General features: G+C 32.3%; 11 protein-coding genes. 3 read left to right on the top strand and 8 right to left on the bottom strand.

What is annotated here, in order from left to right:
* The first annotated feature begins 106 nt into the window (after positions 1 to 106).
* Complete coding sequence (locus C3E89_RS00270) at positions 107 to 2,050, top strand: chitobiase/beta-hexosaminidase C-terminal domain-containing protein (RefSeq protein ID WP_236910512.1); 1,944 nt, start codon at positions 107 to 109, stop codon at positions 2,048 to 2,050.
* A 48-nt stretch (positions 2,051 to 2,098) separates the two neighbouring features.
* Here the strand turns inward: C3E89_RS00270 and C3E89_RS00265 are convergent, their stop codons facing one another.
* Both C3E89_RS00265 and C3E89_RS00260 read right to left on the bottom strand, forming a co-directional pair.
* Positions 2,099 to 3,898, bottom strand: coding sequence for an LTA synthase family protein (locus C3E89_RS00265; protein WP_236910511.1), 1,800 nt, complete (start codon positions 3,896 to 3,898; stop codon positions 2,099 to 2,101).
* A 52-nt stretch (positions 3,899 to 3,950) separates the two neighbouring features.
* On the bottom strand, positions 3,951 to 6,335 hold the full coding sequence (locus C3E89_RS00260; RefSeq protein WP_236910510.1) for a sulfatase-like hydrolase/transferase: 2,385 nt from the start codon (positions 6,333 to 6,335) through the stop codon (positions 3,951 to 3,953).
* A 224-nt stretch (positions 6,336 to 6,559) separates the two neighbouring features.
* Between C3E89_RS00260 and C3E89_RS00255 the strand changes: the two genes are divergently transcribed.
* Positions 6,560 to 7,066 (top strand): ECF transporter S component, encoded by a 507-nt coding sequence (locus C3E89_RS00255; protein ID WP_236910509.1) that lies wholly within the window; start codon positions 6,560 to 6,562, stop codon positions 7,064 to 7,066.
* Positions 7,067 to 7,101: 35 nt separating this feature from the next.
* Here the strand turns inward: C3E89_RS00255 and C3E89_RS00250 are convergent, their stop codons facing one another.
* The 3 genes from C3E89_RS00250 to C3E89_RS00240 all read right to left on the bottom strand — a co-directional run bounded on the left by C3E89_RS00250 (position 7,102) and on the right by C3E89_RS00240 (position 11,322).
* Positions 7,102 to 7,998 (bottom strand): LysR family transcriptional regulator, encoded by an 897-nt coding sequence (locus C3E89_RS00250; protein ID WP_236910508.1) that lies wholly within the window; start codon positions 7,996 to 7,998, stop codon positions 7,102 to 7,104.
* Positions 7,999 to 8,193: 195 nt separating this feature from the next.
* Positions 8,194 to 9,336, bottom strand: a complete 1,143-nt coding sequence (locus C3E89_RS00245; protein WP_236910507.1) for an iron-containing alcohol dehydrogenase — start codon at positions 9,334 to 9,336, stop codon at positions 8,194 to 8,196.
* A gap of 18 nt (positions 9,337 to 9,354) precedes the next feature.
* The gene (locus tag C3E89_RS00240; RefSeq protein ID WP_236910506.1) at positions 9,355 to 11,322 is read right to left on the bottom strand and encodes an NAD(P)/FAD-dependent oxidoreductase; all 1,968 of its coding nucleotides are present in this window, start codon (positions 11,320 to 11,322) and stop codon (positions 9,355 to 9,357) included.
* A 221-nt stretch (positions 11,323 to 11,543) separates the two neighbouring features.
* Here C3E89_RS00240 and C3E89_RS00235 point away from each other — a divergent pair, with 221 nt between their 5' ends.
* Entirely contained in the window at positions 11,544 to 12,716 is a 1,173-nt protein-coding gene (locus C3E89_RS00235; RefSeq protein ID WP_236910505.1) for a dicarboxylate/amino acid:cation symporter, read from the top strand.
* 63 nt (positions 12,717 to 12,779) lie between these two features.
* Here the strand turns inward: C3E89_RS00235 and C3E89_RS00230 are convergent, their stop codons facing one another.
* The 3 genes from C3E89_RS00230 to C3E89_RS00220 form a co-directional block, all read right to left on the bottom strand.
* Entirely contained in the window at positions 12,780 to 14,513 is a 1,734-nt protein-coding gene (locus C3E89_RS00230; RefSeq protein ID WP_236910504.1) for an HD-GYP domain-containing protein, read from the bottom strand.
* 156 nt (positions 14,514 to 14,669) lie between these two features.
* A complete protein-coding gene (locus C3E89_RS00225; RefSeq protein ID WP_236910503.1) occupies positions 14,670 to 15,017 on the bottom strand; it encodes a PqqD family protein in 348 nt (115 codons plus the stop codon).
* Positions 15,018 to 15,029: 12 nt separating this feature from the next.
* Positions 15,030 to 15,891 (bottom strand): OPT/YSL family transporter (locus C3E89_RS00220; RefSeq protein ID WP_236910502.1); only part of this gene is annotated, 862 nt, incomplete at its 5' end.

Below are 15,891 nucleotides of genomic sequence, written 5' to 3'. Positions count from 1 at the left end.
GTTGAATATCTTCTTCAGTTACTGAATAAAGAAATGAGATTTTTAGAAAAGTTTTAACTGCATAGTCTTTATTGACTATGACATTATTATACTAGGGGGAATAATTTTGAAGAATAGACTTATTATATTTACATTAATTATACTTATTTTACTTCCATGCCTTCCTAGGCCTAGTCACGGAAAAGGTCAGGTGATGGAAATTGATGCTTTGTTTGGGGATTTTAAACTTCAGGTGGAAGGAAAGTATTTCCCCCATAAGGAGGCCTTTATATATGATGGGGAACTTTGGGTACCTATGAAGGAAATAGCCAAGACCTTAAACTTGGAATATGCCTTCGATTCCAGTAAGAGGGTTTTAAAGCTACGTTCTCATGGGAAGCTAGATATGACTGATGTTTCCAATGAACCTATTGCTTACCAAAGAGGATACGAGATACAAGCAAAGGAAAGAAGGATCGCTGAACTAGGTAAGGAGATACGAGAATTTGAAGGTAGAAGAACTGGTAGCCCTAGTGAAAGGGAAGGTTTAGTCCGAAATATTAAAGTAGGGTTTTCCGATATGGACGTACTATTAGATGGTAAGAAAGTCTTTTTAGATAGAGAACCATTATTATACAATGATGATGTATATATTTCTCTAGTATCCCTATCTCCAATATTATATATAACCCCGGAGCTCAAAGGTAATGTAATTAATATAGATGGTAATGCTATTTTAGTTGAAAAATCAGGGTTTAATAATGTAGAAAATTTGAATAGTTTTAGAAATTCTCTTAGTTTAAGACGTGATAGAGAGTTGGCTCAATTAGATAAGAAGAAAGAAATTATAATGGATATTAAAATACCTTATGAAGAAATAGACAGTTTAAAGGATATGGAAAGGTATTTGAACAAACACTTAGGATATATAGAGAAACTACCTGTAGATATTAGCCTTCGAGGCGAAGGAGATTCTTGGTATTATATAGATATAGAGTTTGGAAGTAGAAATATTTCAAGATGGAGAAGACTGACTAGACGAGATGTGGAAGCCTATGTATGGGATATATTTGTAGCTATCACTAGCTTATATGATGAAGAAGCTAAGATTCAAGGCCAAATAATAAATCCCTATAGATCTCGATATAATTATGTAGAATTTGATACTCGAATAAGAAATATAGTGTTTAAGTTTATAGATAGTAGATTGGATATGACGGAAAAAGTAGATCCACAATTTATCCAAGATCTGCTTGAAAAAAGATTGGGTAGATATGCTAGAGAGTATTTTGATTATTCAGCTAGAATATCTGGCTATGATTTAGAGCTTACAGTCTATCCTCATAGTAGATCTTTTATGGATAGAAAGTCCATCTATAGCAAGCTTGGTTTCTTAAGGGAGATAGACTATATAATTAAAGAATATTATCCCGGGTTACGTATAAATGGAGTCATAGAATATCCTGGTGAAGATAGTATAGAATTCCTAATCGATAATGACAAAATTCGTTCTTCTGATTTAGAAAGGGAGACAGAAGAATTTTTGAATGATAGGTATGGATTGTTTAAATCGGGGGACCTAAGAATCCCTATGGAATATAAACTACATTCATCATCTATAGATGATTATAAGCTTTTAGTTTATATGGATTTTAATATAAATGACGATAGTTGGAATGGGGCTACAGAAAATGCATTGGAAATATTTTTGCATGAAATAATAGATGAAGTAATTGGCTTATGGGATATGAATATTTTTCTTCAAGCCTATGATAAGAATCAATATATAGTAAAAGAGATAGTCATATCTCAGGATATAGTACAGATGGTAAGTGCAGACCCTATGTCTGGTGAGATAGTGAAGGGCTCTACGGTTACTCTATATACCAATACCCCTGAGGCCAATATATACTATACTTTAGATGGCTCGGCTCCATCTCCATCAAACAGCACACTCTATACAGAACCTATTATAATAAACGCAAACACCAAAATTCGAGCCTATGCCACAAAGGCAGGCATGAATGATAGCCCTATTTCTACCTTCGAATATAGGGTAGTAGATAATTAAAATACAGACTATAGGAAGAAAACAGAGGGCGGTTTTTTAACCGTCCTCTCATCTTCTGAAAAAATCCGTTTTCAATATATAATCGGATTTGTTTATCTCTTCTATTACCCTTTCATGCTCTTCTATATAGTCTTTTGGGTTTAAAATTTCCCTTGTTTTTATATTGTAGACTCTGCTGTTTTCAAATACTCCGTCTCTGGACATTTCTAGCAGTATTTCATCAGTTATTATGGAGCCTTTTAGGGCGTAGGTTTGTGGAGCTACGAAGTTTTGTCCTTCATAGTTGATTAAATCCCTCCCAAACATAAGGCCTTTTTCATTTTCATAGCCCATTATATTCAATATAGTTGGCATGAAATCTAGCATACTGCCTACTCTATTTAGGGTTACATTGGTTTCTAAATCCGGTATATGGATTATTAGAGGCACTTTCATCATCTCGTCTAAATCATAGGTATAGCCTAAATAATCCGTCATCATTTTTTGATCATCTTTATTTAAACTATTTATAGCAAAATGGTCTCCATATATGACCAATAGTGATTCATCATATAATCCTTCCTTCTTTAGCTCTTCTATAAATTCGCCTAAAGCCTTATCTAGGTAATGAACTGATTGAATATAGTTCCCTAACAAAGTATCCTTATGTTCTGCCTTTATATTTAAAATCTGGTATTCTTCCGGCATTTTAAAAGGATTGTGGCTAGTTAAAGTGATCATAAAGGCATAGAAAGGATTATCGTCTAGTTTGTCCAATTTTTTTAGATAATCCATAGATTGTTTGAAAAACTCTCCATCAGTTATACCAAAGCCTATGGTCTCTACTAAATCGTAGTCATCTTGGGATATAAATCTTTGGAATCCTTGGTTTATATAAGCATTATTCCTATTCCAAAACTCCTTTTCATAGCCATGGAAAGCCCAAGCAGTATATCCATTGTCCCTTAGAATCCAAGGTAGTCCATAGAAGGTGTTGTCTACATATTGAGTATAGGTAGGTTCTTCCATAGATGGATATAGGGAGTTATGAGTCACAAATTCTGCATCGGAAGTATTCCCTCTGCCTATTAATTGATAGTAGTTATTAAAATAGAGACTACCTTTTTCTTTAACTAGTTTATTTAGGTTTGGGGTTACTTCTTGACCTTCATAGTAATGGTTTATAACGAAGTTTTGTAAAGATTCTACTTGGATTACTATTAAATTTTTCCCTTTTCCTAGGCCTGTGTATTTCCCTTCTACTAGCTTAGTTCGTAGTTTTAATTCTTCTATATCCTTAGCTGTAAGTGTCATTGTATTGGTTATATCTTCTTTCATTATGGCTTTCTTTATATCCTTAGCATGGTAGGTGAATAGTTCCTGGTTGGTTACTGGTCCAAATAGGCTGATTTTACTCAAGATTACCAATGTAATAACTAAGATCAAACCTATACCTCCAGGTATTCCCCATCTTATATATTTATTATAATTTTTAGTTTTTCTTTTCCTTCTGGAGTATATATAGGTTAAAGGTAAATCCAATAAGAATAATAAGTTTTTAATGGATAACAAGGTTTTAACACTATCCCCTACTGCTGTTACCTGTCCCATTTGCTTTAGCATCCTAATAGAGGGCAAGGTGTTGAAATAGGTATAGTAGACTACATCGGCAAACATTATTGCCGATACTATAATATAGAAACAAAAACCTAGCCTATACTTCTTCTTTCCGTTGCTAAGATAGATTAATGTAAAGAAGAATAGTATTACTAATATACTTATTAGTAATACTATAGGCCTATTATATTTGACTTTGGTGATATTCATAAATAATAGTATTTTTAACGTTAATAATAAGGTCAATAGCATATATATCCCCCATCTGTATTTTAACTTCTGCCATATATTATTTTTATTCTTATCATTGTTTAGTAACATTGAAAATAGTTTTATCTACCCCATCTAGATAAACAGGAATTCCTAATCCTTCTAGTTTCTTAATAAAGGATTTATTAGCTAGTTTACCATCTAATATTACTCCAGTTAAAGGATTTCTCTTTAAGAAGTCTATGATCTCTCCTTCTTTGTAGTCTTCATTAGAAATATTGAACATTATATTTTTGAAGGCCTTATTGGATAACTTGGAGTATTGTTTAAAATTGGTCATCTCTACTATTAATCTATCCTTCAATTTAGGATATTGGTCTTTAATATTTAAAAAGATGGATTTATCTTTTTCATTGGTCCTTAGAAATACATAGGCCTTATCATGTTCTTCCATCCAATTTGCTAAATCTTCAATACTTTGATTATCTTCTAATAGTATTTCCTCATTCTGAGACCAATGGACTTTAACTGCCATTAGGTGGTTTCCTTCTTTATAGTTTTCCTTTAATTCCTCTATAGGATTAGTATAACATTTTACTATATGCTCATCATCAGGTATATTTTTACTCTCTAGATAATCTAGGTCTATCGACCCTTGGTTTTCTACCAACAATTTAATTAGATCATTTTTAAGAATATAATTGGATTTATTTATCTCTCCTACTATCTTTTCATATTCTTCTCTAAAGTCTTCCACATCTAAAGGCTTTCTAGTTTTCCTATTTAAAGCCTTACTATTTTTAAATAATCCATCATTAGACATATAGAATAAAGTATCATCATCTATAAAGGACCCTTTCAATACATAGGTTTGGGCTGCTACAAAATTTTCTCCTTCATAGTTTACCAAATCTCTTCCAAACATAATTCCTTTCTCATTTTCATAACCCATAATATTCAATATAGTAGGTAAGAAATCCAATTGACTACCTATTTTAGATATAGTTTCATTGATTTCTTCTCCTGGCACATGGATTATCAAAGGTACTTTAAACATTTCATTTACATCATAAGTGATACCTAAAAACTCCTCCATCAATTCTACACCGGAAGGGTTGAATCCAGTTATGGCAAAATGGTCTCCATAAAGGGCTATTACCGAATTATGGTAGATCCCTTCTTTTTTCAAATCCTCTAAAAATTCTCCTAAAGCCTTGTCCGCATAATGGATGGATTGGAGATAATCTCCTAATATGGTGCCTTTATGTTCTTCTTTTATATTCAAATACTCATATTCTTCAGGCATTTTAAAGGGCGTATGGCTAGTTAAAGATATTAGGAAGGCATGGAAAGGATTATCATCTATACTATCCAATTCTTTTATATAATCTAAAGATTGTTTGTAGAATTCTTCATCAGTAATTCCAAAGCCTATAGTTTCTACCAAATCATAGTCCCCCTGGGATATAAATCTTTGGAAACCTTGATTTACGTAGGCATTATTTCTATTCCAAAACTCCTTTTCATAGCCATGGAATACCCAAGAAGTATATCCATTGTCTCTTAGTATCCAAGGTAATCCATAGAAGGTGTTTTCTTCATATTGACTATAGGTAGGCTCTTCCATAGAAGGATATAAGGAGTTATTGGTTACAAATTCAGCATCTGAAGTATTCCCCCTACCTATTTGTTGGTAATAATTATCAAAATAGAGGGTACCCTTTTCCTCTATTAATCTATTTAAATTTGGAGTTATTTCCTGTCCTTCATAAAAACAGTTTATTACAAAATTCTGTAATGCTTCCACTTGGATCACTATTAAATTTTTACTTTTTCCAATTCCAGTATATTTACCTTCCTTTAATTCAGTCCGTTCTAATAGTTCTTCTAAATCTTCTTGAGTGAATATACTACTTCCTTCTGCTATTTCATCTCCTATTAACAAATTTTTAATATCGTTAATATGATAGCTATATAATTCTTGGTTGGTAACAGGTATTATTAAACCCTTTGTATCTACAATGGATAACAATAATATTAAAGTCAATCCTATACCAATGGGTAACCCGTACCTTATTTTCTTGCTATATACTTTATTTCTCCTTATATCTAGATTTTTCTTATGATATATAAAATGGAAGGGTATGTCCAATATAAACATTAGATTCCTTGGATTAAGCAATGTTTTAATACTATCTCCTACAGCTCCTAATTGATTAAACTGTTTCATCATCCTTAGGGATGGTAAAGAGTTAAAATAACTATAATACATTATATCAGCAAACATAATAGCGGAAATTATATTATATAGAGCAAATCCTAAAGTTCTCTTCTTTTTAAAATTGCTAAAATATATGAAAGTGAACAATAATAGGGTTATTAATATACTAGTCAATAGAATTAAAGACTCATTATGTTCCACATTTGTTATATCCATGAATAATAAAATTTTCCAAATTAAAAGTACTGCAAATGACATTTGTATTCCCCCAACTAGACAATTATTTTGATATAATATTAATTTACACCAATATGGATTCCCTTGCAAGTTTTTGAGAAATATAAGGGTATAATGTTGGAAAAAACCTAAAATGATTGTATAATGTATAAGTACATCCTAAATTATATTATTAGTCTAATATTAGTTTATGACAGAGATGTCAAATAGGGTATAACCTAATATCAAAAGAAAGGAGATAGTTTATGAGGTTTAGAACAAAGGATTTAGTTACTGCTGCTGTATTGATAGCTATAGGCATCATACTTCCAATGATAATACATATTTCAGGAATTAATGGAGCTGTGTTTCTTCCTATGCATATACCAGTATTGATTTCCGGACTAATATTAGGTTCTTCATTGGGATTTATTGTAGGAGTTATCTCTCCTATACTTAATCATATTTTAACTGGAATGCCTCCAGTACCAATTCTTTGGATTATGTTAGTTGAATTGGCAGTTTATGGCCTTATATCTGGCTATCTATATAGAAGAGTCAAAATGACTTTAATGCCTTCCTTAATTTTCAGTATGATAATTGGAAGAGTAAGTGCAGCTTTGATGGTACTGCTTTTAGGGACGTTTTTTTCCCTTCCTTTACCTCCTTTAGGAATATATATAAAGGGAATAACCATTACAGCTTTACCTGGAATAATCATTCAAATTCTATTAATACCATCTATTGTGAGAGCTTATGAAAAGAATAGATAGGGTAGAAAATTTTCTCCCCTATCTTTTTTTATAGTCTATATTTGTTCTAAGCTTCTCTTATTTAAAAAATAGTTAATAAATTTTTTGACTCCTAGTTTCATTTTTGTATCCCCTTTTACGATGAAACCAGCATCCCAAAAGGCAGTAGGTACATCTAGTGGAATACATCGTATATTCTTATATTTATCTACAACGGTCAGCTTTTCTACAAATATAAATACTCCCTTGTTCAATTCTACTAAATCATAGACCACCTTTAGGTCATGACTAGATTTAAAGTATACATCGGGTTTAAAGCCTGCTTTATGGAAATGGTCAATGGTAACTTGCTGCATACGAAAGGTGTCGTCTAATAATATAAGTTTTTGCCCCTTTAAATCTTCAAATCTTAAACTTTTTTTCTTAGCTAAAGGATTGTCTTTATTTACTAGTACTATTAGGTTTTCCTTAATCAAATGTATATACTTAAGCCTGTTTTCATTATTTGGTTTAACGGTTAAAGCCAAATCTAGATTCCCGTTTAAAACGTTCGCCTCACAATCTACATCAGAAAATTCACCAATATCTACTTCAATATCTAAATATGCCCTTCCAAATTCAATAAGCTCTTTTACTCCTAGAACTCTAAGGGTTCCTGGTGCAAAGCCTACTTTCAAAATATATTTTTGTTTTTCAACCTTACTATGTATATCATATACAAAATCATCAAAATCTTTTATTATGGCTAAAGCTTTTGGGTACATGTCCTTTGCAAGTTTTGTAGGATTAGCCCCTCTGGATTTTCTAACAAATAAAAGTCCTCCTATTTCATCTTCTAATTTAATAATCATTCTACTTAATGCCTGTTGTGTTATAAACAGTTCCTTTGCAGCTCTGGTAAAATTCCTTTTTTCATATAATTTGACAAAATACCTTAATGATTCTATATCCATAATATCACCCTAATTTTATAAATTTGATGAAAATATACAGTAGAAAGTAAAAATCTATTGTATAAATTGTATCATATATTCTATGGTTTTGTGTTTTAACTATCTGAAAATTAGGTGGTTTAAAAGGTATAAATAAAAGCCTGTGTTGCTTAATATTATATCTAACACAGGCCTTTTGGATAGGATACAATCTATTTAATAGTTGTCATACATATTTATTAGAATATTGACTACTTGATCTTTTGTTAATTCTTTAGGTACAAAATTATAGCATGGATCTTCAAATACCATAGGGGCAATATCTACTAGCTCTTCTTTTGATATCCCAAATTCCTTTAAGGATTCTATTTTCAATTTCTTTATAAATTTCCTTATGGTATCAGCAACTATTTCCCCTATTTCACCTTCTGTCTCTTCTCCATTGAATATAATTCCCATGGATTCTCCAACTATTTTAACTTTTGAAGAGTCAATTTCAGCAGCATATTTCATAACTTCTGGGGTTGCTAATGCACATACAGCTCCATGGGTTACATGGAATCTAGCTCCTATGGAATGGGCAATAGCATGGCCTAAATGTACTAGAGAATCATTAAAGGCGATACCAGCAAAATTACTTGCTAATAATAGATTGCCTCTAGCTTCAATGTTTTTACCATCTTCCATTGCAATAGGCAAATATTTGACGATTCTTTTTATTGCATCTGAAGCTAATAATTCTGACTTAGGATTTGGATTTTTTGCCGTTATAGCCTCAGCAGCATGGGCAAAAGCATCCATACCTGTATAGGCTGTCGTCTCTGGAGGAACTGTTACTGTTGTTTCAGGGTCTAGTATTCCTAGAGTTGCAGTTCCAATTATAGAATTTTTAACATCATTGATTGTATCGGTAACTACGCCTATACCGGTACTCTCGCTTCCAGTTCCAGCTGTTGTTACTACCATAACTACTGGAACTCCTGGTTTATAAAATGGGTTTCCAAAGTATTGATTAATTGGAGGAGGATTATTAATTAAAATATTAATAGCCTTTGCCGCATCCATAGGGCTTCCTCCGCCTACTGCAACTATTCCATCTACACCTTCTTCTCTAGCAATTTCTCCACCTTTATTGATTATAGAATCTGGTGGATCTGGAACTATTTCATTAAATTCAACTAATTCCATTCCTGCTTCAAGTAAATTTTTCTTACATTTAGCATAGGTATCACTCTTCACCATGGTTTTTCCTGATACCATCATTATTTTAGTACATCCAAGCTTCTTTACTTCTTCACCAAGTAAGTTAATGGTTCCTTCTCCATAGATTATGGGGCATAACTGTGCGTATCTTCCCATTATTATACCTCCTCACTTTTATAGTTTGTATGCTAGTTCAAATCCACTTTCCATAGCATTTCTAATCCTTCCGGATTTTTTGGCATCTCCTAAAACACTTACTTTACTAAAGTTTTCTTCTATTTCATCTATTAATTCTCTATTTGGTGTTGTCCCAAGAGATATAACTATATAGTCAAAATTATAGGACTGTTTTTCCTTAGTCTCTGTATTTTCGAATATGGCTGTACTTCCATCTATTTCGATTAATTTATGTTTTGGATATAATTTTACTCCCAATGGTCTCATATGATTCATCACATCTATTAAATTCTGGAAGTAGACTCCCGGTCCTATTTCATCCTCCATTTCAAATACACTTACTTGATTTTTATCGCTTATAAGAAGATGAGCCGTTTCAATTCCTGTCAATCCAGACCCAACTACCGCTACCTTCTTATCAGTTAGTTTTACTTTACCACTGAGAACATCTTTACAAGTCAATACCTTTTCCCCATTTATACCAGGAATTGATTTAGGTATTATAGGATTTGCACCTTGTGCTACAAAGATAGCATAAGGATTTAATTCCTTTAAAATTTCTATGGTAGCAGGTGTATTATATCTAATTTCCACTCCTAGTTTTTCAACTTGTGTTTTTAGATAGTCTATAAGCCAATTAATTTTTTCTTTTTTAGGTGGCTTATTTGCCAGCTGGAGTTGTCCCCCTAATTGATCTGTTTTTTCCAGTATTATAGGTTTAAACCCTCTAAGAGCTAAAATCCTTGCTGCCTCAAGGCCAGCAGGTCCTGCTCCAATAATTGCTACAGTTCTTCCTTGACCATCTTTTTTAAAGTCACTATACTCATACTCTTTTCCACTCTGTATATTGATTGCACACTGAGTTGAATTTCCAGTAATATCTGCTCCCATAAGGGTCTCCATACAATGTAAGCAAGAGATACATTTTCTTATTTCTTTGGTTCTACCTTCTTTAGCTTTATTAGCCCATTCTGGATCTGCAAAATGTTGTCTTGCCGACCCAGCAAAATCTATCTTACCTTCTTTAATCATCCTGTCTGCATATTCTGGATCCCTTAATACCGACACACCTATTACAGGTATATCTACAGTTCTTTTAATTTCTTCTGGAAGGTTAATCTTCCATCCTTGTTCAAAAGAAGATGGCTCCCAAGAAACATTCATGGTCTCATATATTCCACAGCTAATATCTAAGGCATCTACTCCTAGCTCTTCTAATCTCTTTGCTATTTTTTTGCCTTCTTCCAATTTTAACCCCTTATTTTCAAGGCCGATATATTCTAAATGTTCCTCTACCGATAATCTAACTATTAGAGGAAAATCTTTTCCACATCTTTCTCTAATACCTAAAATAATTTCTTCTAAAAATCTCATTCTGTTTTCTAAACTTCCACCGTATTTATCTTCTCTCCTGTTGGTATAAGGACTTAAGAATTGGTTGATCAAATAGCCGTGAGCAGCATGTACTTCCACTCCATCAATTCCTGCTTTTTGAATCCTTACTGCTGCCTCTATGAATTTATCAATTAAATCTTCGATCTGTTCTATTGACATTTCTTCTGTTGGCTGATGTACTGCTTGACACTCAACATTACTCGGAGCCAACATAGGAAGATCTCCATTAATCACGCTTATTCCTTGTCTTCCTGGATGGTAGATTTGTATTATAATTTTACCATCATATTTATGTACTTCATCAGCTAAAGCCTTTAACCCTGGTATAAATTTGTCATCATAAACACCTATTTGCTTAGTATTTCCTTTGCCCCTTTCTCCATCTACTATAGCACATTCAGTGAAGATAAGGCCTACTCCACCTTTTGCCCTTGCTCCATAAAAATGAATATCTTTTTGTGAAACAGTCCCATCTGTATTTGCTAATGCATTTCCCATGGCTGTAAATACAATTCTGTTTTTTGTTTCCATGGTTCCTATTTTCCCTGCTGCAAATAAATTATCAAACATATATATGCACCTCCTAATATATATTTCTAGATTCTTCTACATCAAATTATATAGATTAATCGGATCTTTGTGAAACAATTAACTATTGTGACTATTACAACTTTTACTGATATAAGTATATTTATAATCTTACCTGGCACCATAATAGAAAAGTTATAATCTTTTTTTGTATTTTTTAATAGAATTAGCACACAATATAGGTATGAAAGGAGGAGTTGTTTATGAGAAAGATGGGATTATTACCTAAGTTGATTATTGCAATTATCCTTGGGATAATTATAGGAAACTTCGGTCCAGCTTGGATAGTTAGGATATTGGCTACTTTTAATGGTCTATTTGGCAATTTCCTTGGATTTGCTATTCCTTTGATTATAATAGGATTTGTAGCTCCTGGAATTGGTGACTTAGGAGAAGAGGCTGGTAAACTTTTGGCCATAACTGCTGGCATAGCTTATGGATCTACTGTTTTCTCTGGAACTTTAGCTTATTTTACATCTTCTCTAGTATTGCCTATGTTTTTAACTCCTGGCGCTTTAAATGTGAATGCAGCTAATCCAGAAGAAGCTCTTTTGCAAGCCTATTTTCAGGTGGAGATGCCTCCAATTTTCGGAGTAATGACAGCTTTATTAATTGCTTTTACTTTAGGACTTGGAATTGCTGCTATTAAAGGAGATACTATAAAAAATTTTATGAGAGAATTTCAATTCATTATTGAAAAACTTATATCTAGAATAATAATTCCTTTATTACCCTTTCATATATTAGGTATATTTGCTAATATGACCTATGCTGGCCAGGTAGCAACGATTCTATCTGTATTTGCTAGGGTGTTTGCAATGGTAATTTTGCTCCATATAACGGTTTTAATAATTCAATTTATAATTGGCGGGGCAGTTACAGGGGGGAATCCTTTTAGAATGCTGAGAAATATGGTACCTGCTTATTTTACCGCTATTGGTACTCAGTCTTCTGCAGCTACTATTCCCGTTACATTAGAACAAACTAAGAAGAATGGAGTCAAAGATGATGTGGCCGATTTTGTCATTCCCTTATGTGCCACCATACATTTATCGGGAAGTACCATTACTTTAGTCAGTTGTTCTATGGCGATTATGATGTTAAATGGTATGGCTACCAGTTTTAGAGTGATCTTCCCTTTTATATTAATGTTAGGGGTCACAATGGTAGCTGCTCCTGGAGTGCCTGGTGGAGCTGTTATTGCAGCTTTAGGTTTGCTAGAGACAATGCTTGGATTTCCATCAGCCATGCTTTCCTTAATGATTGCATTATATGTAGCTCAAGATAGCTTTGGTACTGCAGCCAATGTTACGGGAGATGGGGCAATTGCATTAATAGTTAATAGGATTTCAGGATATAGATTAGGTGAAAAATAATTTAAAATGAGATTCCTAGTGGCATTTAGATTGATAATGCCGAAGAATCTCATTTTTTATTTTCTAATCAAGCCTATATTCGGAAATAGCTTTTCTTAATTCAATTTGTTTTTTAAATAATTGCCTATATATGGCATCCCTTTTATTATCTGGGATATTAGTATAATAGAAATCGTAGTATTTATAAGGCCCAAAATTATAACTTTTTACTATACTACCTGTAATATCTATATCAAATTCCTCAAATAACACCTTTACTTTTAAGGGTTTCCCAGTAGGTATATCTCTAGCCACATTATCATGTAAACAAAAAGATAATGCATCCCCACCTATTCTTGTTATTTCTATTGGTGTTTTTCCACCTATACTAGACCAATATAGTATGCCTTCCAAACTCCAAAGGAGATTAAATGTATTGGAAGAAGGAATTAATTTAATGGATGAAATAAAGAAAGTATCCTCTACTAAATCTTCTAATTTTACTTCATAGCAACTAAGATTATTTAGATTCTTCATTACCATTTCAACATCGGTTATTTTAGATAATTCTATTCCTTTTAGAGAAGACTCTTTTATAGGTTTAAATATATAGTAATTGTTCATATCCATTAAAGTGCCTTCAATTATAGTAACAGATTCTTCATAACTGATTATAAGAGAACTTAGACCAATAGTGTTTAGGAAGGACTCATCTAATTGCTTCTGAGCTTTAGTCAATCTTTCCACCATTATATCAACTAATTGGGGATGGAATTGTTTTCCTTTATTTTTATATAATTCCCTTATGACTATATTTATTGGCTTAGCTCTACTATAGGGTCTATCAGTAAGCATAGCATCTATAGCATCGGATATACCAATTATATAGCTTTTAAAGGGTACTTCATCACCTTTTAGCCCAAAAGGATAGCCCTTCCCATCATATCTTTCGTGATGATATTTAATTATTTTTGATACATCTTCTAATCCCTCAATATGATTTAATAGATTTTTACCAACTTTTTCACTATAAATGGGATGGCTTTTAATTATTTCGTATTCCTCTTCAGTTAATTCACTAGATTTATTCAGTATTTTTGTGTCTATCATAGTTTTTCCTACATCATGTAATAAACCTGCAAATGTCAATTCATTTAATTCATCTTTAGAAAACCCTAATTCCATTCCAATTTCCCTACACCAATTGGCCACATTATAGCTATGATTAGATAGGTAGGGGTCCTTTTGTTCCAAAATATCAATGAAAATATCTATCATATTGATGGCGTCGGATATTTGTTCAAATCTTGCTAGACATAATGTAAGCAATTTGGATATATCAGAAATTTTCTCATTTATCTTTTTATCTTGTGAAAAATATATGGAAGGGAACTCTTTATATGTTGTTGAACCTAAATAAAGACAGCCTATCAATTTCATAGATAAATCTTCAAGATTATCGTATTTAAATATAGGAATGAAAACTTCCGAATTGATATTTTCTAATAGAAGAGGTAAATGTCCATGATGGTGATTTTCTACTATATCTTTTCTATCTATTAGTTCATTTATAGAATCATATTGTTTTTTGTTTAAGAATAATGTACTAGGAAGCAAATTTTGGTTATAATCTTTTTCCTTAGTGCTTATGCTTCTTGTGAAAGCTATATTTCTTGAATCATTAAATAGAAAGGATATGCATATATCGTAATTCAATAATTCAATAATTTGGTTTTGTTTTCTTTCTATTTTACATTCAGTAGTATTAAATTGGCTTTTAATCCACATGCTAGTATTAAAACCTAATTTTACTGACATATTATCATCCTTTCTGCATATAGTACTTTAGCACTATTTTTCTTAGGTCTATTCTACCATATTCTTGGTTCTTTTTCAATATTGGACCTTTTCTTTCTAATAAATTGTGAAAACCCTCCTAATTTAGTACAATCAAACTAAATTAGGAGGGTTATTCTATAGAAATTCTATAAATTTATTATTTTTCAATATATTTATATATTGGATAAGCCTTTCATATAGAGGCTCTGCTTCTTCTTTGAACTCGTCTTTTACCAGTTGGGATATATGGTATATAGTATTTTGTCCATCTATATGGTTCCATATGAAAGATCCCATTCTATCCAAATCTATTCTATATTTATCTGGGGTGAAAAATAGTTTTCTAACTATCTTTTCAAATAGTGAGTTTCTATATATTATTATTTGGATTAATCCATCCTCTTTTTCTATCCAATGGATTTTTTCCGATTTTTTTGGTATATAATCTAGATAGTTTTCTTCTTTTTTATCTTTTTTAAACATTATACTCCCCTATTATTTTTCTACCTTTGCAAAGAAAGATTTCTTTATCAATAGGTATGCTAAACCTGCAAAGAATACTAAGGATCCCCATTGACCTAGTACATTGTTCCCAAAGGCAATTTTATCGGCAAGAGTTGCTCCTCCTACTGGTATTATAGCCATTACTGCTAATAGTATTCCTATTAGACCTTCTCCAGCTATAAGACCGGAAGCAAACAATACTCCACCTTCGGTTTTTTCCCTAAGGATATTTTCATCTTCTTTTCTTTTATCAAGTATTCCTCTAATAACCCCACCAACCATAATTGGTGTACTTAAATGGATTGGTAGATATAGACCTACTGCAAAGGGTAGTATTTGAATACCCAATAGTTCAACAACTATACCTATGCCTATCCCTGTAAAGATTAGAGCCCAAGGTAAATTTCCACTCATTACTCCTTCAATAACTAGTTTCATTAGAGTAGCTTGTGGTGCTGGCAATTCAGATGAACCAAAGCCCCATGCTTTATTTAGTAATAATAATACAAAACCTATTACCAAACCTGAAGCTACTGCACCAATCAATTCTCCATATTGTTGTTTCCTTGGAGTAGCTCCAACTAAGAAACCAGTTTTTAAGTCTTGAGACATATCTCCTGCCATTGCCGCTATGATACAGATTACTGAACCTACAGATAAGGCACCTATCATACCTTCTTCTCCATCAAAACCTATAGCTTTAAATATAATAGCAGTAATTAATAATGTGGCTATAGTCATTCCTGATACTGGGTTATTACTACTACCTACTAAACCTACAAGTCTTGCAGATACTGTTGCAAAGAAGAATCCAAATACTGCGATTATCAATGCTCCAGGAATACCTACCGGT

This window comes from Clostridium sp. Cult1, from assembly GCF_021655095.1.
In the GTDB taxonomy this organism is placed as follows: domain Bacteria; phylum Bacillota; class Clostridia; order Tissierellales; family Tepidimicrobiaceae; genus Schnuerera.
This window is presented reverse-complemented; position numbering and strand designations above follow the sequence as displayed.

Excerpts from the sequence above, each read along its gene's own strand:
- C3E89_RS00265 (WP_236910511.1), bottom strand. The coding sequence starts at position 3,898 with ATGCTATTGACCTTATTATTAACGTTAAAAATACTATTATTTATGAAT.
- C3E89_RS00260 (WP_236910510.1), bottom strand. The coding sequence starts at position 6,335 with ATGTCATTTGCAGTACTTTTAATTTGGAAAATTTTATTATTCATGGAT.
- C3E89_RS00255 (WP_236910509.1), top strand. The coding sequence starts at position 6,560 with ATGAGGTTTAGAACAAAGGATTTAGTTACTGCTGCTGTATTGATAGCT.
- C3E89_RS00250 (WP_236910508.1), bottom strand. The coding sequence starts at position 7,998 with ATGGATATAGAATCATTAAGGTATTTTGTCAAATTATATGAAAAAAGG.
- C3E89_RS00245 (WP_236910507.1), bottom strand. The coding sequence starts at position 9,336 with ATGGGAAGATACGCACAGTTATGCCCCATAATCTATGGAGAAGGAACC.
- C3E89_RS00240 (WP_236910506.1), bottom strand. The coding sequence starts at position 11,322 with ATGTTTGATAATTTATTTGCAGCAGGGAAAATAGGAACCATGGAAACA.
- C3E89_RS00235 (WP_236910505.1), top strand. The coding sequence starts at position 11,544 with ATGAGAAAGATGGGATTATTACCTAAGTTGATTATTGCAATTATCCTT.
- C3E89_RS00230 (WP_236910504.1), bottom strand. The coding sequence starts at position 14,513 with ATGTCAGTAAAATTAGGTTTTAATACTAGCATGTGGATTAAAAGCCAA.
- C3E89_RS00225 (WP_236910503.1), bottom strand. The coding sequence starts at position 15,017 with ATGTTTAAAAAAGATAAAAAAGAAGAAAACTATCTAGATTATATACCA.